We start from the raw sequence: 24,659 nt of genomic DNA on the forward strand, positions 1-24,659 counted from the left end.
CTGGCTCTGGCTCTGGCTCTGGCTCTGGCTCTGGCTCTGGCTCTGGCTCTGGCTCTGGCTCTGGCTCTGGCTCTGGCTCGACAGCAGCATGAACTGAGACACCGCTCTGCTCAAGCAGTTCATCGAGCACATCATCCAGTTCTTCTGGCTCAGCGCGGCGACGCGTCTGTTCTACCGGCGGCTCATCGTCTGCGTCGGCCCAGTCGCCTGCATTATCCGCGACATCCATATCGTCCAGGTCATCTGCGGCTGATTCATACAGATTGGACTCAGACCAGTCGGGCTCGTCCATGTTCACTTCATCGTCAGCACCGCGCTGGGCGCCGAATGATGATGTGGAGGCAAATTCAAATTCTGTGTCGGACTCAGCTTCTTCACCGTCTTCCGAGGCTTCTTCCTCGGCGTGCCTCTCTGAACCTGGATCAAATTCTGGCTCACTCTCTGGAGTGGTCTGATGTACCTGGACAGGCTCAGGTTCAAATTCAGGCTCAGATTCAATCTCTGGCTGCGGCTCAGGCTCAGGCTCTGGTTCAAATTCAGCTTCAGGCTCAATCTCTTGCTCTGGCTCTGCCTCTATCGCGTGTTCAGACTGATAAACCGCCTGCGATTCGCCAACAGACTCTGACTCATCTTGACGTTCTGACTCCGCATCCAGCGGCTCATCTTCAGCCAATTCATCGTCAGTCAACTCCACATCAGTCTGGGCAATCTCTGTATCCCAATCCTCAGACGCACTGGCGTCAAAGCTCGGCTCGGTTCGTGATGCCGTTTCGTCGGAGCGTCTGTCAGCCGCCACTTTCACTTCCCTCACTGGAGATACATCATCCAGCCAGTCGTCATTGTCGTCGTCATAACTATGATTTGAGGCCCGGCCGACCGCGGCACCCCACTCCTGATCTACATTAGAATCTGGGTCACCAGCAACCGGGTCTGAGTCCTCTTCTATTGGCTCATCTACAGGTTCAACGTTTGAGTCGGCCACTTGTTCCGCGGCGTCGGCGGTTTGATGATCCTGCGACTGCAGCTCAACAGATTCTTCAACTTGCGGCTCCAGAGAATACGGCTCTGTCGGTTGCCAGCCTTCCTCTTCCTCAGATAGAGGCGCCGCCGATGCCTGGCTGGCCACGGTACTGGCAGCCACACCCGCTGCCGCTGCTGCGGTATTTTTAAACTGGTCTGTTTTTAGCTGACCTTTGGCCCGCGCAAAGGTATCCGTTGTCTTTTTGGGGAAGGTTTTGGTCGGCGATGACAGGCTGCCGGGGCCGCGTGCGGCCGGAATACGATCGTTAGGAAGACCGTGCTGTCGCATCACCTCGGCGAAGGAGCGCTCAACAACCCGGGCACCACCACTGGGCAGCTCGCGCAGCTCGAGCTCTTCGAGGTCATACTCGGGAATGTTCTTTTCCAGCTGGAATTTGATTTTGTTTTTGCGACGACGCATGGCCACGTAAATGCCACGCAGCAGCACGACGATGATCGCCAGAATCAAAATCAGAATGAGAAATTCCCGTAACATCATTGTTCTGCGGTTCCTTTAATTGCACGGGCCTTACATTGCCGCCAGTTCGGCTGCTTCTTCTATATCTACTGCCACGATCCGGCTGACACCGGGTTCGTGCATGGTGACACCCAGCAACTGATTGGCGGTTTCCATGGTCAGTTTGTTGTGCGTGATAAACACGAACTGTACCGTGTCGGACATCTCTTTGACCAGCCGGCTGTAACGTCCAACGTTGGCGTCGTCCAGTGGCGCATCAACCTCATCCAGCATACAGAATGGCGACGGGTTCAGACGGAAGATCGAGAACACCAGGGCGATCGCGGTCATGGCCTTTTCACCACCAGACAGCAGATGAATGGTGCTGTTCCGCTTGCCTGGAGGGCGCGCCATGATGGCGACACCGGTATCGAGCAGATCGTCACCGGTCATGTCCAGATAGGCATGGCCGCCGCCAAAGACTTTGGGGAAGAGCTCCTGCAGCCCGGCATTGATCTTGTCGAAGGTCTCCTTGAAACGGGTACGCGTTTCGCGGTCAATCTTGCGAATGGCGTTTTCCAGCGTGAGCAGCGCCTTTTCCAGGTCTTCGTTCTGCGCATCCAGGTAGACTTTACGTTCGGATTGCTGCTGGTATTCCTCGATCGCAGCCAGGTTGATGGCGCCGAGCCGGCTGATACGCTGACCCAGCGCTTCCAGCTCCTGCTCGCAGCCGCTGGCCGTCAGATCTTCTGGCAGATTGGCCAGTACTGTATCCAGGTCATAACGCGCTTCACGCAGTTGCTCCTGCAACGCCTCACGTTTAACCAGATCGCCCTCGGTCTTCAGACGATTCTCCATCAGCTTTTCGCGCAGACCCGCCGCCTGACGTTCAAAGCCGGCGCGCTGCTGTTCCATGGCGCGCAGCTGGTGTTCGTTGTCGTCGGCCGCGGCCTTGGCAGTGTTCATCTGCTCTTCCACTTCCAGACGTTTTTGCAACAGCTCTTCCAGCTCGGCGCGCTTGCCTTCCAGCGGTGAGTCGGACTCGGACAGCTGCCTTTCGATTGATTCTATGCGTTCGCGCGATCGCTGCACCTGGGTGTTCATGCGCGCCATGGTGTCTTTCAGCGAGCTGATCTGCGAGTTCAGCAACTGTGCGCGCATACTGATCTGGTGGTGATGATCCTTGTCGTGACGGGCTTTCTGGCGTACCTGATCCAGGGTCTGGCGCAGATCATCGCGCTGCTGCAGCAGCTGCTCGCGGCGTTCCACATCCTGCTCCATAGTATCCAGTGCGGCCTGCAGACGCTCGCGGGACTGGGTGATATTGTCCTGTTCAAACTCCAGTTGCTTCTGCAGTTCTTCCAGCTCGTGCTGAACACGCTGACGGCGCTGGTTGGTCTGCTCTTCTTTCATGATCTTGGCGCTGAGACGTGACTTGAGGTCACTGTACTCCCGGCTCAGCTGGGCGATCTGACGCTGCACGTCCTCACGCTGGGCTTCCAGATCCCGCAGCGTATCGCGGCTCTGCTGTTGCTGTTCGACCAGGTCGTCAACTCGCGCCTGCAGTTCGTCCATCTGCTCAGTGAGTCTGGCCATCTCGCCTTTACGGGCCAGCAGACCTTCACTGGCATCCACCGTTTTACGCACGCGGATCCAGTTAAGCCCCAGCCAGACACCGTCACGCGTAACTATGGACTGCTCATCGCGCAGACCGGCGCGCTGCGCCATGGCCTGTTCCAGCGTATCGGCAGCAAGAATGCCTGCCAGCATGGGGCCGACGTCGATCTTGCCGCTAATCTTGCTGGCAAGACTGGCGGCATCTGACAACGATTGGGACCCAGCTCCCTCGCCGACCAGCGTCACGCTGGGCACATCCGCCACGTCCGAGCCGATCGCCCCACCCAGATCCTCTACACAGACAGCCTGCAATGTGTCGCCCAGCACCGCTTCAACCGCTTTTTCCCAGCCCTCGGCGACGCGGACCAGCTCGCCCAGGCGCGGCCGCTGCGACAGCCCGCGCTGATCCAGCCACTTGTTCAGTTTGTCATTCTTCTGGCCCAGTGCGGCCTGTTGCAGTGCCTCCAGCGAGGCGAACTGCCCTTTGTACTTCTGCAATTCAGAGCGGGTCTGATCCAGCGACTGCGACAGCTGCTGGCCGCGGCCACGTTCCTGCTCGATGCTGCCAGCCAGCTCGGAATTGCGTGTCTGCTCGGCGTCCAGCGTGTCTTCCATCTGGGCCACCTGCATGGACAGCTCATCAATGGCGTCCTGCTCGGGGTTTTCACCCAGGGTCTCGCGTTCTTCTTTTAAACGCGCGCGCCGCTCGATGCCGCGCTCAACAATCTTCTCCAGCTGCTGGATGCGTGACTGCTCAACTTCGGCAGTCTGGCGGGGTTCTTCCGAGCGCTGACTGAAGGTGTCCCATTCGTGCTGCCAGTTCTGCATGCGTTCTTCAGCTTCTTCCAACTGAATGGCAGATTCCTCGGCAGTGCTTTCGGCCATTTCCAGTTCGGGCGCCAGGCCGTCCAGTTCGTCCTGCAGCGTGTCCAATTTCTGCACGTCGACATCCATTTCTGCCTGCGATTCGGAGAAATTGCGACGGTTGTCATCAAGATCAGCACGCAGCTGTTTCATGCGTTCGATGTGATGCTCGATGGACTGTTCGATACGGGCGATGTCGCCGCCGATAGAATAGTACCGGCCCTGCACTTCACTGAGCTTGTCATTCAGGTCGGTCTGGTTCAGCAACAGTTGTTCATGCTGGGCGTCCAGCGCACGTTGCTCGGCGATGACAGCCTCTATCTGCAGTTCCAGATCCTTGATGACGCTCTGCTTGGACTCCACCTCGTCGTTCAGGGTACGCCAGCGAATCGCATTATATTGTGCATTAAGATCGCGCTCTTGAGCCTTGTATTCTTTGTATTTTTCTGCCGCCTGTGCCTGACGATGCAGGTGCTGCAGCTGACGATCCAGCTCTTCGCGGATGTCGGTCAGACGCTCCAGGTTCTCGCGGGTACGCTTGATGCGGTTTTCGGTATCGCGGCGGCGCTCCTTGTATTTGGAGATACCTGCTGCCTCTTCTATGAAGATACGCAGCTCTTCCGGCTTGGACTCGATCAGACGCGAGACCATGCCCTGTTCGATGATGGAGTAGCTGCGCGGACCCAGGCCGGTACCGAGGAAAATATCGGTGATGTCACGACGACGACACTTGGTGCCGTTTAGCATATAGACGTTCTGACCGTCGCGGGTCACTTTGCGCTTGATGGAAATTTCGCTGAACTTGGCGTACTCGCCCTTGATGCGATTGTCGCTGTTATCAAATACCAGTTCGATGCTGGCCTGGCCCACCGGTTTGCGACCGCCCGAGCCATTAAAGATGACGTCAGTCATATTCTCGCCACGCAGGTTTTTGGCCGAACTCTCGCCCATCACCCAGCGCACGGCGTCGATGATGTTGGATTTGCCGCAGCCATTGGGGCCAACGACGGCACAGAGATTACTGGGAAAGTTGACCGTGGTGGGATCCACAAAAGACTTGAAACCGGCGAGCTTGATACTTTTTAAGCGCATGTTGTGAAGCTTACTCTAACGTCCTGTTGTGTATTTGTTATCAACGGGAGAGTGTAGCTTAAAAAGCCGCGCCGGAGGGATTATTTTTTTAGCGATAACTGCTAAGCTTTGTGGCTTGCAAGGACCTTCAGAACGAGACCCGGACTTATGGAACGCACCACACTGCTGGCTACCGCAATCTCCCTTTCTACGCTTTCTCTCTCAAGCCTGGCGCAGGCACAACAGCCCTCCGGCTGGATTGGCAACGGACACACCAGCGCCTACACGCTGGGCGCCGGCGAATTTGAACTCAGCGGCAGCCTGTTGCGTGTGGATGACACCATTGATTTCCTGGATCTGCGTGAGGAGGTCCTGGCCAACAACAACCGTCTGACTGACAACAGCGGCGACCTGGAAGGCTCGCGCGGCGACCTGCGCGTAGGTATCTGGCGCGGCATTGAACTGTTTTACAGCCGCCAGCAGCAGGATCTGACCCTGAAGGTTGCGCCCAACTCTCGCGTGGACATCGCAGATCTGGATGAAAAGCTGCAGACCACCAGCACCTCCTGGGGCGGCAAGTTTGTGTTTTATCAGACAGCAAACCCGGTACCGCAGCGACCCTGGACCAGCGCCGCACTGCAGGTGAAATACACCGAGAATGAAAGTGATGACTTTGGTGGTTTTCTGGAAAGCCTGAGTTTCTCCCCAACGGTCAATATTCGCCTGGATCCGCCACAGCGCTTCAGCCTGGATCGCATGAAAGATGACGGCTGGCAGGCACAACTGATCTTCACTCACGGCCTGGGCGAGCGCGTTGCGCTGAGCTACTGGGCCGGTTATGGCGAGCAGGATTCCAGCTCCGGCACCAGCACCGAACTCGAGCAACCCTCTCTGCGGAACGCATTTCTGCAGACTTTTGATGTGTCCGAGGAGCTGCTGACTGCGGGTGTCAGCCTGAACTGGCAGATCACGCCACGTCTGCCGCTGCAGATCGGCTATGAATACATCAACATCCGCAATCGGGATGCGGTGATCAACAGCAGCAGCAGTCCGCTGGTGCCCAGCTTCCTGCGTGGCACAAACTTGAATGCCAGTGCGGACAACAACCACACACTGTATGGCTCGCTGAACTTCTGGATCAGTCCACATATCTACACCGGCATTGCTGGCAAGCTGTTTCGCAACCAGTACACCGGCATCATGCCGCATTTTAACAATCCGCTAAGCGGCAGTTTTTCAGACATTACCTACGGCCACCTGGAATTGACGCTTGGCGTAAAATTTGCAGCGCTACAGTAACGGGACAGCTGGTGCAGGTTTAGGCAGGCTGGAAGCGGCACGTCGGGACAAGTTTGCACCCTGGGCGTGCGCACGTGCATTTAAGTGGTGCGCAGGTTCGATTAGCCATCCGGCTAATCGAACCTGCGATCAAAAAATGGCAGACTGCCTGTAAATTGGCACTCAGGTCGCGAGCTTAAGTCACGAAAAGTAATTAGAATTTTTTCAGAATGCGCTAACATTTTGACACATATCTATGGCAGAATCTGATATGTCTAAATCTGTGCTTTCGCCGCTATCTAATCCAACATGGCAGGCTTGTGACGTAAGGCATTGAAACACTTTTAAATTCACGAAATATTTCGATTGCAATCGCATTTTGAGGGACACGCAATGAACAACAATCAACGCTTCGTGAAAAAGCGTCTCGCGCAATATGTAGCAGCCTCGCTCATCGCCGGCATGAGCACACAGGCACTGGCCAACGACTTCACGATTAACAATGGTCAACTGACCATCAGTAACGACAACAGTTTCTCGCAGACCGTCACAGTGGGTGCCAACGGTATCGTGGGATCCGTCGATAATGTACCTGTCAGCAACAATTTTGGCATCCCCAATTTCAGTTTTGATCTGGTGAACTCGGCGACCACACCGACAAACGGCACTTACACGTTTGAAGTGGCCGTGGCCATCCAGTCAGACAGTGTTTCAACTCGCCGCTTTGAGGCTTACCTGGGCAACCTGACTCTGACGGTCAACGGCAGCACAGTGACCGGCACCATTGCCAATCAGGACCTGGTGGTACTGGCCCGCGATGGCGCTGTGAATGCCACCGCGGTGATCAGCAACAATTCCGCGTCCAATGGCGCTGTGACCATCAGCGGCGGCAGCGTGACCTTCAGCGGTTCAAATCTGGTCAACCGCCTGGTTAATGCCAACGCCGCATTCCAGACCATTCTTAATGCGTTTAACGCCGGTGGCTCTTACACCTACACTGTGGCAATTGAGCAGACCACCGGTGCCCAGGCAACCCGGTTCGGTCGCATTGTGAATGGCACATTCTCGCCATTCCCTCGCGTGCAGACTGAGTGCTCGCTGGCCACCAATTCCCAGCTGAGCAACGTCTTTACACTGAATGGAACCGTGAATAACGCGCCCTACGCCATCAGGACGCTGCTGTCGAGCGCCTACGCGGTGCAAGGCAAGTTTGGTGTGCAACAGGCGGCCTCGTCTGGCGCCCTGACGGCGTTCACTGAAGACTGTACTGAGCAGACCACCGGTGGCGGTGGCGGTGGCGGTAATAACGGCGGCGGTGAAGTCGTTGTTCCTGTGGAACAGCTGCAAGAGCAGGCCGAGCAGCTGGATAGCCTGGCTGAACAGATCGCCAACAACCCCGGCAACGTTCCTGAAGCAGTCATTCAGCAAATCGACCAGGCAACAGATAACGCCGTCCAGAACATTGGAAACGTCATAGCGCGGTTCGAACAGGGCACAGAGGTAAATACTGGAAACCTGCTGGCAACACTCGAGGTGGCAGCCAAGGCTAGCAGCACGAGCTCCACTGCCTCAGGCTCAGGCACAGGCAATCAATCACTCGCGCAAAAGTCTTCATCGTTGCTTACAAATAGCGCTGCCGCTTTGACCTCGCTCGCGGCTCAGTCGCAGTCAGGCAACGCTCCGGCGCTGACAGCCACGCAGGTTACGCAGGTTAGAACGGCGACGACCAACCTGCTGAGCACTGCTTCAACGCTTAGTACGCAATCAACCAGCACCACTGACATTGCGTCAGCAGCGCGTGCGGCAGCGGAAGTGATCAATGCCAACCGACGCCTGAACGTGGCAGCTGATGCGGCACTGGTGACCTCGGTATCCAATGCCAGCGCTCAGATTGCAACCGCCGCCATTCGCGCGGTAGCCGGCGCCAATGTCAGTGACGCCGAAATTACAACGCTGCTGCAGCAGAACCAGGGGCTGGCCGAGCAGGTTCTGAATCTGGCACTGCCGATCCCGCCGAGCCAGGTTACAACCCGGGCGGAAAGAAACAATCAGATCGGCAACACAGCGGCAGGTGCCAATATGAGTGCTGCAGCTCGCGCCCGACTCGCAGATGCGACCCGCGACAATTTTGTTGTACCGACTGCGGTAGTCGTGAACGGCGTTAACGTTCTCGAGAAACTGCGCAACCTGTTCCGTGGATCTGGCACTCAGGGCTTCAGTCTCGCAATTATCGATGAGACAGGTCGCTTCGGTGGTATTGCAGGCACTTCGCACACAACACAGGCTGACATAATCGTCGACGACGTCACCGGTGCTGTAAAGGTAGTGCTGCCAGGCGAAACCTACGCTGGCGCCATTGTTGCCGTTAAGTCGGTACCGAGCACCGTGCCTAACGGCATCCGAGTTCGTCGTGATGGCAGAACTGTCATCGTCACCGATGGCGTTGCCGTTGAGCTGGCACCCATGGCACTTGACGTGGTTGCCTTCGGTGCAGCCGTTGAATCAGCTGGATACGAATTCTCAACACGAGACAATGGCTCAATCGGCTTGAATCTGGGCTCAGGCAACACCTTCTCAGGCACATTTGCCTACGACAATCTGACAAGCGCCAACATCTCTACCTGTGGTGGCGTCAGCTTTGTGGAACCAACCCAGGAAGTCAACACAGCCGATTACTCGTTCGGCATTAAGTGTTCCAATGGCGCTACCCAGCGCGTTGTGCCCTACCCGAGCAACACTTCGTTCTTCGAAAGTGTGGCTGCAGCGGGGCTGACGGCAAATGCTGATCGCAGCTCTGGCTTTATCACCATCAGTGGTGTCGGCGTACTGAAGCCCAGCTTCTTCGTAAGCCCTCGCACCGCTGCAGAAGTGACCTACTACGATGCCAACAAGGACAGTTTCGGCCTCGCCTATCAGGCGATGGACGTCAACGCCGATGGCAAAATGGATTACAAAGTGATCTCAGCGACAGGAACGCAACTGTTCTACGGCGTTAATTAAACGTCGACGCTGGAATGCGAACCCGTCAGTCGGCCCCAGGCCGTAGCTGACTGGCGGGTTCCAATTGCAACACCAGATCAGGGATAGCAACAAAAAATGACTTTGGCAGCTCTAACAAGCGTATTTCTCGTGACGGCCTTCTGCCTGGTGGTGCTCCGCCCTCTGGCAGGTCGAATTGGCCTGCTGGATATGCCGGGTGGTCGCAAAAGCCATCAGCAGCCAACACCGATGATTGGTGGCCTGGGTATTTACCTGGGCACTGTCGCCATTTGTCTCCTCTCCCCGGTAGTGATGCAAAACTATCAGATTCTTCTTGCAGTCTCGGGCTTTGTGCTAGTAGTGGGCGTTATTGACGACCTGTATGACATACGTGCATCAGTGCGCATGGCCGTGCATGCGGTCGCCGCCTGGGTCATGGCAGTCAGCGCAGGTGTGCAGATAACGTCTTTCGGCGACATACTGTTTTTGGGGCCTCTGGAATTGGGCCTGCTGGCCGTGCCGGTTACATTGTTTGCGACTGTTGGCGTCATCAATGCGGTGAACATGAGTGATGGCCTGGACGGTCTGTCCGGCGGACTGGTCGTTATTGCCCTGATTCTATTATCAATAGCGGCTATGGGTGCCGGTCAAAGCGCCATGCTCAGCTTCAGCCAGATTCTGATTGTTTCCGTGCTGGCTTTTCTGACCTTTAACTTCCGGCTGATCTGGAAACGCAGCGCCCTGGTTTATCTGGGTGATGCCGGCAGCACACTGCTTGGTTTTATTGTCGCCTGGCTGGTGATTGCCGCGAGTCAGGGCAGCAATGCGTTTATTGCGCCCGTTTACGCACTGTGGTTCCTGGCCATACCCCTGATTGATACAGTGAGCCTGTTGATCCGCCGCCCACTCCAGGGCCGCTCGCCCTTCTCACCCGGTCGCGATCATTTGCACCACCGTCTGCTTAACGCTGGCCTTAGCCCCCGCAAAACCGTGCTGATCATTCATGGCACAGCGCTGGGCATGGGTGGCATCGGCCTGATCGGCCACTTCACTGGCGCGCCCGAGTCCTTGATGTTTGCGCTGTTCCTGGCCGTGTTTGCGATTTATCTGCAGCTGTCCAAACGTGTACTCAAGCTGAACACCGACGAACAACAACGGCACGTTGACACCATTTCCTGACAGAATTTGTGATCTATCTGACCCCAATGCGGTAGCTACTGCTCGTGCCGGCCAGGTAGTCTGATATTGCCTGACAGGCGTCCTGTCCTCCCTCCTTATCATCTTGTAATTAAAGAATTTTGCACACAGGTCGATTGAGATATTGTGGTGCATTTGTTACTTTAGCGCCCTAATTTTTTTCTCAATCCCGCCCGATGTAAAAGGATCCACAATGAAGAACAACCAAGGCTTCGTGAAAAAGCGTCTTGCGCAGTATGTTGCTGCCTCCCTGATCGCCGGCGTGAGCACTCCGGCACTGGCAAACGATTTCACTATTAACAACGGGCAGCTGACTATCAGCAACGGCACGTTCTCACAGACCGTCAACGTGGGATCCAACGGCATTCTGGAGTCAATTAACAACGTACCTGCCAGCAACAGCTTTGGTATTCCAAACTTCAGCTTTGATCTGGTGAATTCGGCATCATCGGCCAGTAACGGAACCTATACCTTTAAAGTAGGCGTTGCGATCTCCAGCGACACGAATGCCAACCGCCGCTTTGAGGCTTATCTGGGCAACCTGACACTTAACGTAAACGGCAGCACTGTGACTGGTACGATTCCCGGCGGTCAGGACCTGATCGTCATCGCTCGCGACGGAGCAGTGAATGCTACGGCTGTGGTCAGCAACAACAGTTCAGCCAATGGTCCGGTCACCATCAGTGGTGGCAGTGTGACCTTTAGTGGTACCAACCTGGTGAATCGCCTGACCAGCGCCAATGCCGCCTTCCAGACCATTCTGAACGCCTTTGATGCCGGTGGTCAGTATACCTTCCGCGTTATCATTGAGCAGACCTCCGGATCGCCTTCTACCCGCTTCGGACGAGTGGTGAACAGTCAGTTCACAGCTTTCCCGCGTGTACAGACGACCTGTTCGGCAGCGCCTTCATCACAGCTGGGTGGCGACGACGGTGTGTTCAGATTGCTGGGCACTGTCAACAACCAGTCCTATGAAATTGAAAACCAGTTCTCACTGGCTTACGCGGTGCAGGGCAAGTTCGGCGTGGGACAGAACGCTTCTACTGGTGCGCTGTCAACCTTTACCGAAACCTGTGTGGTTGACACTGGCGGCAGTGGTGGCGGCGGTAGCTCGGGTGGCGGCAGCACGGGCGGTGGAGGTACGGGCGGTGGAGGTACGGGCGGTGGCACCAACCAGCCTGTTAACCCGGTTAATCCCGAAGATATTACCAACCTGGGCAACACGGTCACTCAGGTGACGACTACTGTCGACAATGAGATTTCAACTGGTAACGTTTCTCAGTCCACCGTGACAACCGTTACTCAGACCACAAGTAATGCGAACAACCAGGTCACAACGGTACTGAACGCATTTAACAATCCCGGCACCACGGTGAACACCGACAACGCCCTGAATGCACTGTCAACAGCGTCCAATGCCGTCAGCACTTCGGGCAAAGCGGCGGCCAATACCAATGCGGACACTACCCAGCTGGTAGCGCAGACCAAGACTCTGATCACGGGCACCACGGACGTTATGAGGCAACTTACCCTGAAAGCGGTCCAGGACGCTACTCAGTCGGTGTTAAGCTCCGTTCAGAAAACTCTGGTTGCTAATACCTTTAAGAATGTCGTTAGCGGCTCTGCCCAGATAACAACCAAACTGACCAATCCTGACGATCTATCGGATATCAACCGATCCCTGAACAACTTCAGCAAGGATCTTATTCGTCTGCAGACGCCTGTGGATAATGATACGGTGACGACGCTGTCAAACGCCTCACGAGATATCCTTAAAAAGGATTTTGAACTTAAGTTTGGCGCCATAGTCACGGATCAGAATATTGTTCAGCAGTTTAACTCTGGAAATAGTCAGGTATACAAAAGCACGCTGACCCTGGCGGGCCTGCCACAAACCAGTTTCCCTACGGACTCAGAGTCTCGCCAGAACATCCAGAATTTTGGAGGTTCTGGTTTTCAGATAACCGATGACACCGTTCGATCGATCGCTTCCCTGAAAAGTAACTCCTCAGACTTTACGCGCACCCAGCGTACACTGCCAAGTGGTCAATTCGTGACGGCATCCAATGACTTTATTGGCTTCGCGCAGATTTTCGGTACGGGTAGTTTTAACCCTGGCAATCTAAGCAGGAGTGGCGGTATCAGTGCGCTGAGCAGCAGCACGCAGACGCCGGGCGTGGACTTTGTTGAGGCAGATAACTCAGCAACGATTAAGTTTGCAACCGAGACCTATCTGGCCACAACGCTGAGTGTGAAATCGATCCCGGCCGGTGCCAACGACTCTGTGACGTTTACTGATGACGGCCGTGCACTGGTCATCCGTAGCACAGGAGCTGCCTTTGAGTTGGCGCCAGCTGCCATTAATACGGTCAGCTTTGTAGCGGGCATTGAAGCGCTGAACTTCCCATTGACGACTCGGGGCGATGATGGCACGTTCTCGCTGGAGCTGGCGGGCGGTCAACGCTTCTCCGGCACGTTTGGGTTTGAGAACCACTTTGGCATTAACCGCACCACGTGTGGCCAGGTAACATTCGCCGAGCCAACCGTAGAAGTGAATCGCCCGGAGTACGCCTTTGTGATGAACTGTGCCAACGGTGCCAGTCAGCGTATTCTTCCCTATGTTTATGCGGAGAACTTCTATGGCAGCCTTACCGCCGCCAACCTGGAAGTGACAACTGACCGTAACACCGGTTTTATCGCGGTCACAGGCGTGGGTACGTTTAAGCCGAGCTTCTTTGTCAACATGGCGACAGCAGCCGAAGCGGCCTATCGCACGGCCAACCAGGACGCCAATGGTATTGCTTTCCAGGCCATGGATGTGAATGCTGACGGTAAAATGGACTACAAGGTGATCTCAGCCGCCGGAACCCAGGTGTTGTACGGCGCTAACTAATCAGAAAGCTGTACCGCGATTCTGTCAGGCGGCGATGACTGTTTGTCGCCTGACACGAATTCCGGCCTCCCTTACTGATCGCCTTGTATAAAAAACTTCTCATTCGGGCCGATTGTGGAAACCTGGGGCGTCTGATATTTTAATCGACGCGTTGACTACTCCAGTTTTTCTCATGACAAGGGTCTACAATGAAGAACAACAAAGGCTTTGTGAAAAAACGTCTTGCGCAGTATGTTGCAGCCTCGCTGATTGCCGGCGTGAGCTCACAGGCACTGGCGAATGATTTCAGCATCAATAATGGCCAGCTGACCATCAGCAACGGCACGTTCTCACAGACAGTCACTGTCGGGTCTAACGGCATTCTGGAGTCGGTCAACAACGTCCCGGCCAGCAACAGTTTTGGTATACCAAACTTCAGCTTTGATCTGGTCAACTCGGCGACCACACCGACCAACGGCACTTATAATTTTAAAGTGGGCGTGGCAATCTCCAGCGATACCAACAGCAACCGTCGCTTTGAAGCCTTCATCGGCAATCTGACACTGAATATCAATGGCAGCACCGTCACCGGCACGATCCCCGGCAACCAGGATCTGATTGTGATTGCCCGCGATGGCGCGGTGAATGCCACCGCCGTGGTCAGCAATAACAGTGCTGCCAACGGCCCGGTCACCATCAGTGGTGGCAGCGTGACCTTCAGTGGATCCAATCTGGTGAATCGACTGACGAGTGCTAACGCGGCGTTTCAGACCATACTGAACGCCTTCGATGCGGGCGGACAATACACTTTCCGTGTGGTCATGGAACAGACCTCCGGATCACCTTCCAACCGTTTTGGGCGCGTGGTTAACAACACCTTCAATGCGTTCCCGCGCGTACAGACCAGCTGTGAAGCTGCATCATCCTCCCAGCTCGGTGGAGACAGCGGCGTATTCCGTCTGTTGGGCACGGTGAATAACAGCAACTACCGCATCAACGAACAGTTTTCACTGGCTTACGCGGTACAGGGCAAATTTGGTGTCGGACAGAGCGCCTCTACGGCTACGTTGTCAACCTTTACAGAGACCTGTGCAGTGGACACCGGCGGCAGTGGTGGTGGCAATACCGGAGGCGGTAATACAGGTGGCGGCACAGTCGTTGTCGATGAGCAGACCCTGAATCAACAAAATGAGGTGGTAGACAATCTGTCCAATGCAATTGACCAGGTCATCAGCACGGGTGGCGAAGCATCACAGGATGTCGTTAATCAGGCCATACTTGCGACAAACGATGCTACGAATAATATTCTCAGCATCGGTACCACACTGGCACAAGGTGGCGCCGTCAATACAAGCAACTTACTGAACACTGTTCTGTTAGCCTCTAAAGCGGGCAGCACGGGTGCAACTGTGGCCACTGCGACGTCCAATGCTGATGCTAAACAGGAACAGCTTGCCTCTTCCCGGTTCGTTCTAAATGCCACAGCCAACGTCCTGGCAACACTGGCCAGTCAGACGCAGAGTGGCAGCACGCCGGCGCTTTCTTCAACTCAGGTGACTCAGGTAAAAACGGCAACGACAAACCTGCTGTCGACAGCATCGACGCTGAGTACGCAGTCCAGTTCTACATCAGATATCCGCGCCGCTGCAGCCGCCGCGGCCCAGGCCATCAATGCCAACCGGCGCCTTAACGTAGCTGCCGATACGGCACTGGTGACTGCGGTTTCCAATGCCAGCACGCAGATCGCGACGGCAGCCATTCGTGCTGTGGCTGGTGCTAACGTTTCTGATGCCGAAATCACCACCTTGCTTCAGCAAAACCAGGGTCTGGCCGAGCAGGTATTAAACCTGGCACTGCCGATACCACCTGCCGTGGTTGAAACGCAGGCTGAACGACAGCAAAAAGTTAATAATGCCCAGTCGACCGCCAACCTGAACGCTGTGCAGCGTGCACGACTTGCCGATGCCACACGGGATAACTTTGTGGTGCCGACTTCGGTGGTTGTGAACGGTGTAAACATTCTCGACAAACTGCGCAATCTGTTCCGTGGCAGTGGCACTCAAGGTTTCAGCCTGGCCATTACCGACGAAACCGGTCGCTTTGGCGGTATTGCCGGCACCACTCACACTAGCCAGGCTGACATTGAAGTCGATAACGTGACCGGCGCGGTGAAAGTGATTCTGCCCGGCGAAACCTATGCCGGCGCGATCGTGGCGGTGAAGTCCGTACCCGCGACTGTCCCGAATGGCATCCGGGTGCGCCGTAACGGCAATACCGTGATTGTGACGGATGGTGTTGCGGTTGAGCTGGCGCCAATGGCAGTCGATGTACTCTCCTTTGGCGCCGCTGCGGAAACTGCCGGCTATCAGTTCTCGGGACGAGACAATGGCTCATTTGGCCTGAATCTGGGCGCCGGCAATACCTTCTCCGGTACCTTCGCTTACGACAACCTGAGCGGCAAGACGATCACTAACTGTGGCGCAGTCAGCTTTACTGAACCGACGACTGAAGTTAACAAAGCCGAGTATGCGTTTGGTGTGAAATGCGCCAATGGCACCACTCAGCGCGTGGTGCCCTATCCGGACAACACCTCGTTCATTGACAGTGTGACGGCCGCCGGCCTGACCGTGAATGCAGACCGCAGCTCCGGCTTCATCACGATCAGCGGCGTCGGTGTTTTGAAGCCGAGCTTTTTTGTCAGCCCGCGCACGGCTGCCGAAGTGACTTACTTTGATGCCAACAAGGACAGCTTTGGCCTGGCCTACCAGGCCATGGATGTGAATGGCGACGGTAAAATGGACTACAAAGTGATCTCAGCCACTGGAACCCAGTTGTTCTATGGCGTGAACTGATGGCAGTGCTGGCTGGAGACTCTTCCGGCCAGCCCACCCCCCGGTCCGCCTCAGAAACAAAAAGCCCCCGACAGTTTCAGCTGACGGGGGCTTTTTTTTCAGCAGAATTTCCCAGGCATTAGATGCTGATGCTGTAACGCACGTAGAAGTCCTGCTCGGAACGTTTGCGTAGAGCCGTGCGCTGCTGAATAAGGTCTTCACGCTGACGGACACGCGCCTCAAGCAGGTGGCCCGACATGGGGCGCCAGGCATAACGCACTTCGGTCAGTGAAGCGTTGTTGCCAAAGTCGGTGGACAGCAGCCAGCCAGCATCGTTTTCACCATGCACAAAACCCACGCTATGCCCCGGGACGATGTCCATCAGGTTGATGGAGACCTGCCAGGCAAAACCATCTGCATCGCCAGCACCCGGCAGGTTCATCACGGCATTACGTGGGGTGTCAGGCGCGTAGGCAAGCTCAACACCGCTTACCAACGTCATCTCATTGCGAATGGCAACCTGGGTGGCCAGTCGACCGGTGATACCGATGTAGTCTTCGGTCATGCCTGCCGCGTAGCCATTGTAGTACAGCGATGATGGAATGTAGGTGATGTCCACTGAGCGCTGTGCCCAGAGGCCATCAGTCTCGCGGCTGTCCAGCGCCAGGTAGTAAGTGGCGCGGCTTTCTGACTTGTCAAAGCCCAGCGGTGCGCGACGCAGGTTGGTCGGTCCCTCTTCTTTGTCGTTGCGCTCAATGATGCCGGTCAGGTTCCAACCATTCGGGCCACGCCAGGTGCTCTGGATACCGTCGGTCCAGCCCACATCCCAGCTGGTGGAGTTGGTACGGCTGAATGACTTTGCCGCCACGCCAACCAGACGGTTGTTGCTCTGGAAACGGCCGATGCGGTGATCCCAGTTGCCGTAACGGGCGCGTACGTAGAGCTCGTCCAGTGTGCTCTGGCCGGGCTGAATACTGCTGCCGCCATTCAGGCCGCGATACAGGCGGAATTCGCTGTCGTTATCTTCATGGTGGACACGCGCGGCGTAACGGCCTTTGACGCTGTAGGTGTCGTTGATGGTCCACAGCAGACCGGCGCGGGCGCGCAGACGCCACTGACCGTCATCCGGGTTCGTGCCGTTGCGCTCTTCCCGGTCGAAAGAATAGTAACCAAAGCGCAGGTCGCCGGAAAATTCGGTGGATTGTGCCAGCGCAGATGAACTGATGGCAGCAGCCACCGCGGCACTCAGTGCCCAACAGGTATACTTCAATTAGGATCTCCCCTCTTAAACTTAGTAAACAACCCTGCCTCAACTATGCTGTTGATGGCAGGATTCTTGACCGAATGGCTGAGTGTCACGAAAACGTTAATTATGCGTCACACGACAGGTGCGTGACGTGTTATCTACATTTAGCAGACATTATTGTGACAAATACCAAAAACGTTCAGATCAGACACTCAAGCCCACGGATACCGCAGTAGCCAGCGGGGTTCTTGTCCAGATATTGCTGATGATATTCTTCGGCATAGTAGAAATCGGCCAGCGGCCTGATTTCTGTAGTGATGGCGTCATGACCGGCAGCACTGAGTCGTTGCTGAGCCACGTCCAGACTGGCTTTGGCAGCTTCAAGCTGTTTGTCGTTGACGGTATAGATGGCGGAGCGATACTGCGTGCCACGGTCATTGCCCTGGCGCATACCTTCGGTTGGATTGTGAGAGCGCCAGAACAAAGTAAGCAATTCTTCATAACTGACTTTGGCCGGATCAAAAAACACCCGGACCACCTCAGCATGCCCGGTCTGTCCGCTGCACACTTCTTCGTAGGTAGGGTTAGGTGTGAAGCCCCCGGCATAACCAACAGCGGTGCTGAAAACACCCGGCTGGCGCCAGAAAACCCGCTCAGCTCCCCAGAAGCAGCCTAGGCCGAACACGGCCTCTTCCAATGATTCCGGCAGCGGTGGCACCATGGAATTGCCAGTGACGGTGTGACGCCCCGAAATATCCAGTGGCTTATCGCGACCCGGCAGCGCCGCATCGGCCGTTACCATTCTGGTTTTGTCATTGAACCACATGATTACATACTCCCGGGGTGTGCACCCCTGCTATACATCTGAAGGCAGGCTGCCTAGAATACCATACTCAGGTGCCCAGCCATGAGTTGAACCGAACACAAGATCCAGTGAATGGGTCTGAAAACAGGAATCGATTACAGGACAAACAGCGAATGACCTCAGCTATGCAGAATCAATCTGCCTTGATGGCCAACTACGGACACCCCGACCTGCAGTTCAGCCGGGGTCAGGGGTGCTATCTTTATACCGAAGCCGGCGATGCCTATCTGGATTTCACCGCTGGTATTGCTGTGAACTGTCTGGGGCATTGTCACCCTCACCTGGTATCCACGCTGCAAACCCAGGCCGAAACCCTGTGGCATACGTCCAATCTGTTCAGCAATATTCCCACTGAGCGGCTGGCGAAGCGCCTGGTTGAAAAAAGTTTTGCCGATCGCGTGTTTTTCGCCAACTCTGGCACCGAAGCGGTTGAGTGTGGTTTCAAGATGATGCGCCGCTTTCACTACCATCATGGCCGCAAGGAACGCGTGCGCATCATTACGCTGGCGCAGTCTTTTCATGGCCGCACACTGGCACCGGTGGCCGCCTGCCGCAACCCGCTGCACACTGAGGGATTCCTGGTCGGCGATGGTGGTTTTGACCAGGTGCCCTTTGGTGACCTGGAGGCTCTGCGTCAGGCCGTGACAGAACACACAGCCGGCGTGATTCTGGAGCCGGTGCAGGGTGAAGGCGGCATTCGTCCTGTCACCGCCGAGTACCTGAAAGCAGTCCGGGCACTGTGTGACGAACATGGCATTCTGTTGATGTTTGACGAAGTGCAGTCCGGCATGGGCCGCACTGGCTATCTGTTTGCTCACGAGGCGCTGGGCGTGACACCCGACGTGCTGGCTTCCGCCAAGGGCCTGGGCGGCGGATTCCCAATTGGCGCCTGCCTGTCGACCGAGCGGGTAGCTGAGGTCATGACGGCCGGCACCCATGGCAGCACCTTTGGAGGTAATCCGCTGGCAACTTCTGTCGGCAATGCCGTGATGGATGTGCTGACCGACCCGGGTTTTCTGGCGACGGTCACCGAGCGATCCACGCAACTGCGCGCCGGGCTGGATGAGCTGATTAAACGTTATCCCAAAGTGCTGGCCGAACACACCGGCCTGGGCCTGATGGTGGGCCTGCGATGCGTGGCCAGCAACGCCGATCTGATCAAGGCCATGCAGAAAAATCACCTGCTGGCGGTGAAAGCTGGCGGCAACTCCATACGCCTGTTGCCACCTTTGGTAGTCAGCCCGCGAGAAATCGATGAGGCCTTGAATTTACTGGAGAAAGCCTGCGCCAGCCTGCCTGTCCAATAATCGAACGAACGCTTGGCATATCGATCTTTCCCTGCTAGATTAGCGGCCTTGTCACAAACTGTGACAAGGCCCATCTGTCTGTTACATGTTATGTGGTCGACAGTACAGGTATAAATCAACAATATAAAAATAAGACCTGATGACCCCAGCCCTGCAACCGCAGCATACCCTGCTTTCTCTTTGCACCGACCTGTACTGGTGTCAGGACGCCGACGGCCGTTGCCATCAGGTGGCCAGTTTTTCTGCCAGTACAGACGCAGTTGCCAGACAGTTGCGAAAGCACAGCTTTGACCAGTTGATCGCCCTTGAAGACCGGGACGCCTGGCTCAATCAGCTGCATGGCGGCAATACTTTCAGGCGCTGGCAATGCCGCGTCAATACAGCAGAGGGTCACCGCTATCTGCAGATCGCCGCTACGCCGGTGATGGATCAGCGTGGCAAGTTCAGCCATTACGAATGCATGGCTGTCGACATTACCAGTGTTCGCAGCCACGATGCCGACCTGGAGCGCTTTCGTGCCGCCATGGACATGTCGCTGGACATGATTTTTCTGGTCGATCGCGAAACACTCACCTTTATCGACGCCAATGACACCGCCTGTCTGAGCCTGGAACTCAGCCGCAACGAGCTTATCTCACAAACTCCGGGCAAAATAATGGGTTTCTCTGAAGCCGAATTGACAGAGCGTTATGACCGGCTGATCAAACAGGGTGTCAGCAGCCGTATCGAGCGCCGGCTGCGGCGCTCTGACGGCAGCGAAACCATTATCGAGATTTACAGCCGCGCCACGGAGATTCAGGGGCGCTGGGTGATCATTGGTGTGGGCCGTGACATCACTGCCCGCAAGCAGGCAGAAAACCGCGCGCTGCGGCTGCAGCGCATTTTCTCGGCACTGAGTCTGACCAACGAAGCCATTCTGCGCGCCGAGAGCCGTCAGGACCTGTTTGAGGATGTCTGTGCAGCGGCCGTGTCATCAGGCCTGTTCACGACTGCATCAATACTGGTTCCCCTCAAAAGCGGTCGCTTCAAGGCCATTGCCAATGCCGGCAACTATACCCGCCAACCCGAAAAGGTACTGGTTACCACGACCCCCGACATACCAGAAGGGCGCGGCCTGACCAGTGAGGCTTTTCGTAGCGGCAAGGCGCAAAGCAGCAACGATTTCAAAAATGATCCGCGCACCAGTCCATGGCATGACCTGGCTCGCCAGTTCGACATCGGCAGTGCCGCCGCCTACCCACTGTTCGAGCGTAAACAGTGCATCGCAGTCATGCTGTTCTACGCCGGGCCGGTTGACACATTTGACGCGCAGAACCAGTCCATCCTGCAAAGCATGGCCGACAATATTTCCTTTGCACTGGACAGTTTTGCCGCTGACGAAGAACAGCAGCGGGCAGCAGAAGCCATTCGACGTAATGAGCAGCGTTTCCGGAGTCTGACCAGTCTGACCTCTGACTTCTACTGGGAGATGGATGCCGGCCTGCACTTCATTCAGTACGAAGGACGCATCATCGGTGAGAGCAACCAGAAAGCGGTGCGCACCCTGATTGGACGTCATCTGTGGAACATGCCCGGCGTGCATGCCGACACCATGAACTGGCGCAAATTTCGTCGCCTGCTGCGACAGGAGAAAGCCTTCCGTGACTTTGAATACTCGTTCACCAACTCAGAGGGCGTGGTTTATTACCTGTCGCTGGCTGGTGAACCCATCTTTGACGATCAGCACAGGTTTTGCGGGTATCGCGGGATATCACGTGATATCTCCGACAAGAAGCGCGCCGACAACCGCATTCGTCATCTGGCCACTCACGACACCCTGACTGGCCTGCCCAATCGGGTGATGTTCACCGAACTGCTGCGCAACGCAACGCGCACCGCCAGTCGCTATAAAGACAATGCCTTTGCCGTGCTGTTCATCGACCTGGATCGCTTCAAAACCGTCAATGACACTTATGGTCATCATGCCGGCGACCGGCTGCTGGTAGAAGTTGCCAAGCGTCTGCGCCTGCCGCTGCGCAGCAGCGACATAGTCGCCAGGCTGGGCGGAGACGAATTTGTGGTCCTGCTACACAAGGTCAGCGCACGTGGACTGGCGCTGACCACCGCCAAACATATTCTGGAAACGTTCTCGCAACCTGTGAAAGTGGATGATCGCGAATTCATGGTCGGCTGCAGCATTGGTGTCAGCCTGTTTGGAATCGACGCGTTTAATGAAGAAGAACTGATGAATCACGCAGACACGGCCATGTATGCCGCCAAAGAAGATGGCCGCAACAATGTGCACTGCTACTCTGCTGAGCTGCATCAACATACCCAGCGCCGCGCCGGGCTGTCACTGCAACTGCGCCAGGCGCTGCAACACGATCAGCTGAGTCTGAACTACCAGGCCAAACTGGACATGAACACTGGCCAGGCGGTCGGTGTAGAAGCGCTGCTGCGCTGGCATCACCCTGAGCTGGGTGATGTATCACCCAATCAGTTTATCCCGATTGCCGAAGATAACGGACTGATCATCCCCATCGGTGAGTGGGCCATTACGCAGGCCATAAAACAGCTTCACGAGTGGGACGTGCTGAATCTGCCGCCACTGAATCTGGCCGTTAACCTGTCGGCGCGCCAGTTCAACTATCCTGAACTGGGCAAGTTCATCACCAACGCTTTACGCGCCGCAGAGATTGACCCACAGCGCCTGGAACTTGAGATCACCGAAAGCCTGATGATACAGAATCCGGAGCATACCATCGCCGTGATCAAGGCGATCAAGGCGACTGGCGTGCGCTTTGCGCTGGATGATTTTGGCACAGGCTATTCATCGCTGGGCCAATTGCGGCACTACCCGATTGACACGCTGAAGATTGATCGCGCCTTTGTCCGCGACCTGGCCAACAGCCGGGAAGACCAGGCGATCAGCAAGGCCATCATCTCGATGGGCAAGACGCTGGGTATGGCGGTAGTTGCCGAAGGTGTGGAAACGCCGGATCAGTTGGCACTGTTAAGCCGGTACCAGTGCGACCAGATTCAGGGCTTCTTCTACCATCGCCCGATGCCGGCTGATGACTTTGTAAGCTGGTACCTCAAACAAACACAATTTTTGTAGGGATATTGTTCAAGTTTTGCAGGCCAGTGCCGTTAGCTATTTTGACAACCCATGTCATAGAGCGAGACACGCAAAATGGCCGAACGCAAAGTATTCTCCGCGAACGAAAAGCTGGTTTCTACAACCGACCTGAACAGCTATATTCGTTACGCAAACCCCGAATTCATTAAAATATCAGGCTATTCCGAGAAGGAACTAATTGGCTCCCCGCACAACATCGTGCGCCATCCGGATATGCCAAAAGAGGCATTCAAATCATTGTGGGGAACCGTTCAGCGCGGCAAACCGTGGATGGGCATGGTCAAAAACTCCTGCAAGAACGGAGACTATTACTGGGTTGATGCCTACGTAACGCCAGTCTTTGAAAATGGCAAGGTGACCGGCTACCAGTCTGTCCGCTCAGCACCTGACGAGAAGCACGTAAAAACTGCCAGCAGCCTTTACGCCCGCCTGCGCAGTGGCGCGTCCGTTAGCCTGAACGCATCCATTGGATGGCGTCAAAGCATCCTCGCGGTTCAGGTTGTCAGTCTGTTGGTAGTGGTTGCTGCATTGACAGTGCCAGCACTGAGTGGCGTACTGGGGTGGACCCTGGCAGCCCTTGGCGCTGTATGCGGTGTCGCTGCCGGCGCAGCCCTGCTTGCACAGATGAACCCGCTGATCGACGCTGCCGAAAAAATCGCCAGTGACAGACTCTCGCGCGCAGTCTACACCGGTCACAAGAATGAGCTTGGCACCGTAGAACTGGCCATGAAAAAGCTCAGTTCGGAAGTCACGACAATTCTGAAACGTGTCGACGAATCGGCCGCCAGCCTCGACCGTCTTGCAGACCAGGCGAGCAAGGCAGTCGCTGCCACCGATCAGGCCATTGCACAGCAGCAGGCGGAAATCGACTCTGTTTCCTCAGCTGTAACAGAAATGTCCAGCGCCATTCATGAAGTGGCCAGTAATACCGCCAACACCTCCACAGCCGCAGAACAGGCTGACCAGAGCGTTGGAGACGGCCGTCACTCGATTGATGAAAGTCTGTCGGCAACGACACAACTGGCAGCGAATATTGATGACATTACCCGCATGATTCAGGAGCTGGGCAATGACAGCAACGCGATTGGCTCTGTCATCGAGGTGATCAACGGTATCGCCGAGCAGACCAACCTGCTGGCTCTGAACGCGGCGATTGAGGCTGCTCGCGCCGGCGAACAGGGCCGGGGCTTCGCAGTGGTAGCCGATGAGGTCCGCACTCTGGCGCAGCGTACCCAGAACTCCACAGTGCAGATCAAGGACATCATTAACCGCATCCAGGGCAGCACGCAAAGCTGCGTGGACTCGATTGCCAGCGCCCAGGACAAGGCCAAGCACTGCGTCAAGTTCAACCAGGACGCCGGCAATGCCTACAGCGCAATCAGCCGGGCCGTCTCGGAAATCCGCAACATGACCTTCCAGGTGGCAACTGCTGTGGAAGAGCAGAGCGCGGTGGCTGAAGAGGTGAACCGCAATATCGTTAATATTCAGACGCAGTCGGAGCGCACCAGTGAGGCCTCACGTTCGACTGCGGACAGCAGCAAGCGTCTGGCGCAGGATATCTCTGCCATGCATGAGCTTGTTCGTCAGTTTTCAGCGCGTTGATCGCTCCTCAAGCCGGTCGGCAGGCACGATGTACCGCCTGCTCACCGGCTTCTTTTTCGCATAATTGAACAGCGGTCCGGCAAGGGGGTATCAGCGCTTGCCCGGATCGCATCCTTTCACCGGTCACCCGGCGGGGGGGAACTCGACTTCGCGGCTACGCCGCTCAGGACTCGGACAGTCCCGCCCGCTTATCGGGTGACCGGCAAAAGGATAAACGCGCCCTGATTGGGCAAGCGCTGATACCCCCTCACCTGCCCTAGTGCCATCTTTGAGCTATGTGGAAATCGCTAACCATTACCTGTTTTCGGTGTTTGTCTGCGAATAGAGCTTGGTAC

At 56.0% G+C, this 24,659-nt stretch carries 12 protein-coding genes; 8 read left to right on the plus strand and 4 right to left on the minus strand.

Features of this window, described 5'->3' with window-relative positions:
* Together QGM61_RS14070 and smc are read right to left on the minus strand one after the other, a co-directional pair.
* The coding region (locus tag QGM61_RS14070) for a hypothetical protein (RefSeq protein WP_411268768.1) at nucleotides 1–1,519 on the minus strand (1,519 nt) is incomplete at its 3' end.
* 30 nt (nucleotides 1,520–1,549) lie between these two features.
* Nucleotides 1,550–5,050 carry a chromosome segregation protein SMC gene (gene smc / locus QGM61_RS14075; protein WP_281133342.1) on the minus strand — a complete coding sequence of 1,167 codons (3,501 nt, stop codon included), beginning with the start codon at nucleotides 5,048–5,050 and terminating at the stop codon, nucleotides 1,550–1,552.
* 147 nt (nucleotides 5,051–5,197) lie between these two features.
* Here smc and QGM61_RS14080 point away from each other — a divergent pair, with 147 nt between their 5' ends.
* The 5 genes from QGM61_RS14080 to QGM61_RS14100 all read left to right on the plus strand — a co-directional run bounded on the left by QGM61_RS14080 (nucleotide 5,198) and on the right by QGM61_RS14100 (nucleotide 16,207).
* Nucleotides 5,198–6,328, plus strand: coding sequence for a hypothetical protein (locus tag QGM61_RS14080; RefSeq protein ID WP_281133343.1), 1,131 nt, complete (start codon nucleotides 5,198–5,200; stop codon nucleotides 6,326–6,328).
* Nucleotides 6,329–6,700: 372 nt separating this feature from the next.
* Nucleotides 6,701–9,307: a hypothetical protein gene (locus QGM61_RS14085; RefSeq protein ID WP_281133344.1), complete on the plus strand. Its 2,607-nt coding sequence runs from the start codon at nucleotides 6,701–6,703 to the stop codon at nucleotides 9,305–9,307.
* Nucleotides 9,308–9,436: 129 nt separating this feature from the next.
* The gene (locus tag QGM61_RS14090; protein ID WP_281133345.1) at nucleotides 9,437–10,465 is read left to right on the plus strand and encodes an MraY family glycosyltransferase; all 1,029 of its coding nucleotides are present in this window, start codon (nucleotides 9,437–9,439) and stop codon (nucleotides 10,463–10,465) included.
* A gap of 211 nt (nucleotides 10,466–10,676) precedes the next feature.
* The gene (locus QGM61_RS14095) at nucleotides 10,677–13,376 is read left to right on the plus strand and encodes a hypothetical protein (protein WP_281133346.1); all 2,700 of its coding nucleotides are present in this window, start codon (nucleotides 10,677–10,679) and stop codon (nucleotides 13,374–13,376) included.
* A gap of 188 nt (nucleotides 13,377–13,564) precedes the next feature.
* Nucleotides 13,565–16,207, plus strand: a complete 2,643-nt coding sequence (locus tag QGM61_RS14100) for a hypothetical protein (RefSeq protein ID WP_281133347.1) — start codon at nucleotides 13,565–13,567, stop codon at nucleotides 16,205–16,207.
* Between the two features lie 118 nt (nucleotides 16,208–16,325).
* Here the strand turns inward: QGM61_RS14100 and QGM61_RS14105 are convergent, their stop codons facing one another.
* Both QGM61_RS14105 and msrA read right to left on the minus strand, forming a co-directional pair.
* Nucleotides 16,326–17,456, minus strand: coding sequence for a hypothetical protein (locus tag QGM61_RS14105; protein WP_281133348.1), 1,131 nt, complete (start codon nucleotides 17,454–17,456; stop codon nucleotides 16,326–16,328).
* 175 nt (nucleotides 17,457–17,631) lie between these two features.
* The gene (gene msrA / locus QGM61_RS14110; RefSeq protein ID WP_281133349.1) at nucleotides 17,632–18,258 is read right to left on the minus strand and encodes a peptide-methionine (S)-S-oxide reductase MsrA; all 627 of its coding nucleotides are present in this window, start codon (nucleotides 18,256–18,258) and stop codon (nucleotides 17,632–17,634) included.
* 152 nt (nucleotides 18,259–18,410) lie between these two features.
* Here msrA and QGM61_RS14115 point away from each other — a divergent pair, with 152 nt between their 5' ends.
* The 3 genes from QGM61_RS14115 to QGM61_RS14125 all read left to right on the plus strand — a co-directional run bounded on the left by QGM61_RS14115 (nucleotide 18,411) and on the right by QGM61_RS14125 (nucleotide 24,324).
* On the plus strand, nucleotides 18,411–19,604 hold the full coding sequence (locus QGM61_RS14115; RefSeq protein ID WP_281133350.1) for an aspartate aminotransferase family protein: 1,194 nt from the start codon (nucleotides 18,411–18,413) through the stop codon (nucleotides 19,602–19,604).
* Between the two features lie 139 nt (nucleotides 19,605–19,743).
* Nucleotides 19,744–22,701 carry an EAL domain-containing protein gene (locus QGM61_RS14120; protein WP_281133351.1) on the plus strand — a complete coding sequence of 986 codons (2,958 nt, stop codon included), beginning with the start codon at nucleotides 19,744–19,746 and terminating at the stop codon, nucleotides 22,699–22,701.
* A 75-nt stretch (nucleotides 22,702–22,776) separates the two neighbouring features.
* Nucleotides 22,777–24,324 (plus strand): methyl-accepting chemotaxis protein, encoded by a 1,548-nt coding sequence (locus QGM61_RS14125; protein ID WP_281133352.1) that lies wholly within the window; start codon nucleotides 22,777–22,779, stop codon nucleotides 24,322–24,324.
* Nucleotides 24,325–24,659 lie beyond the last annotated feature (335 nt).

This window comes from Pseudohongiella sp. SYSU M77423 (assembly GCF_029911965.1).
Taxonomy (GTDB): Bacteria; Pseudomonadota; Gammaproteobacteria; order Pseudomonadales; family Pseudohongiellaceae; genus Pseudohongiella.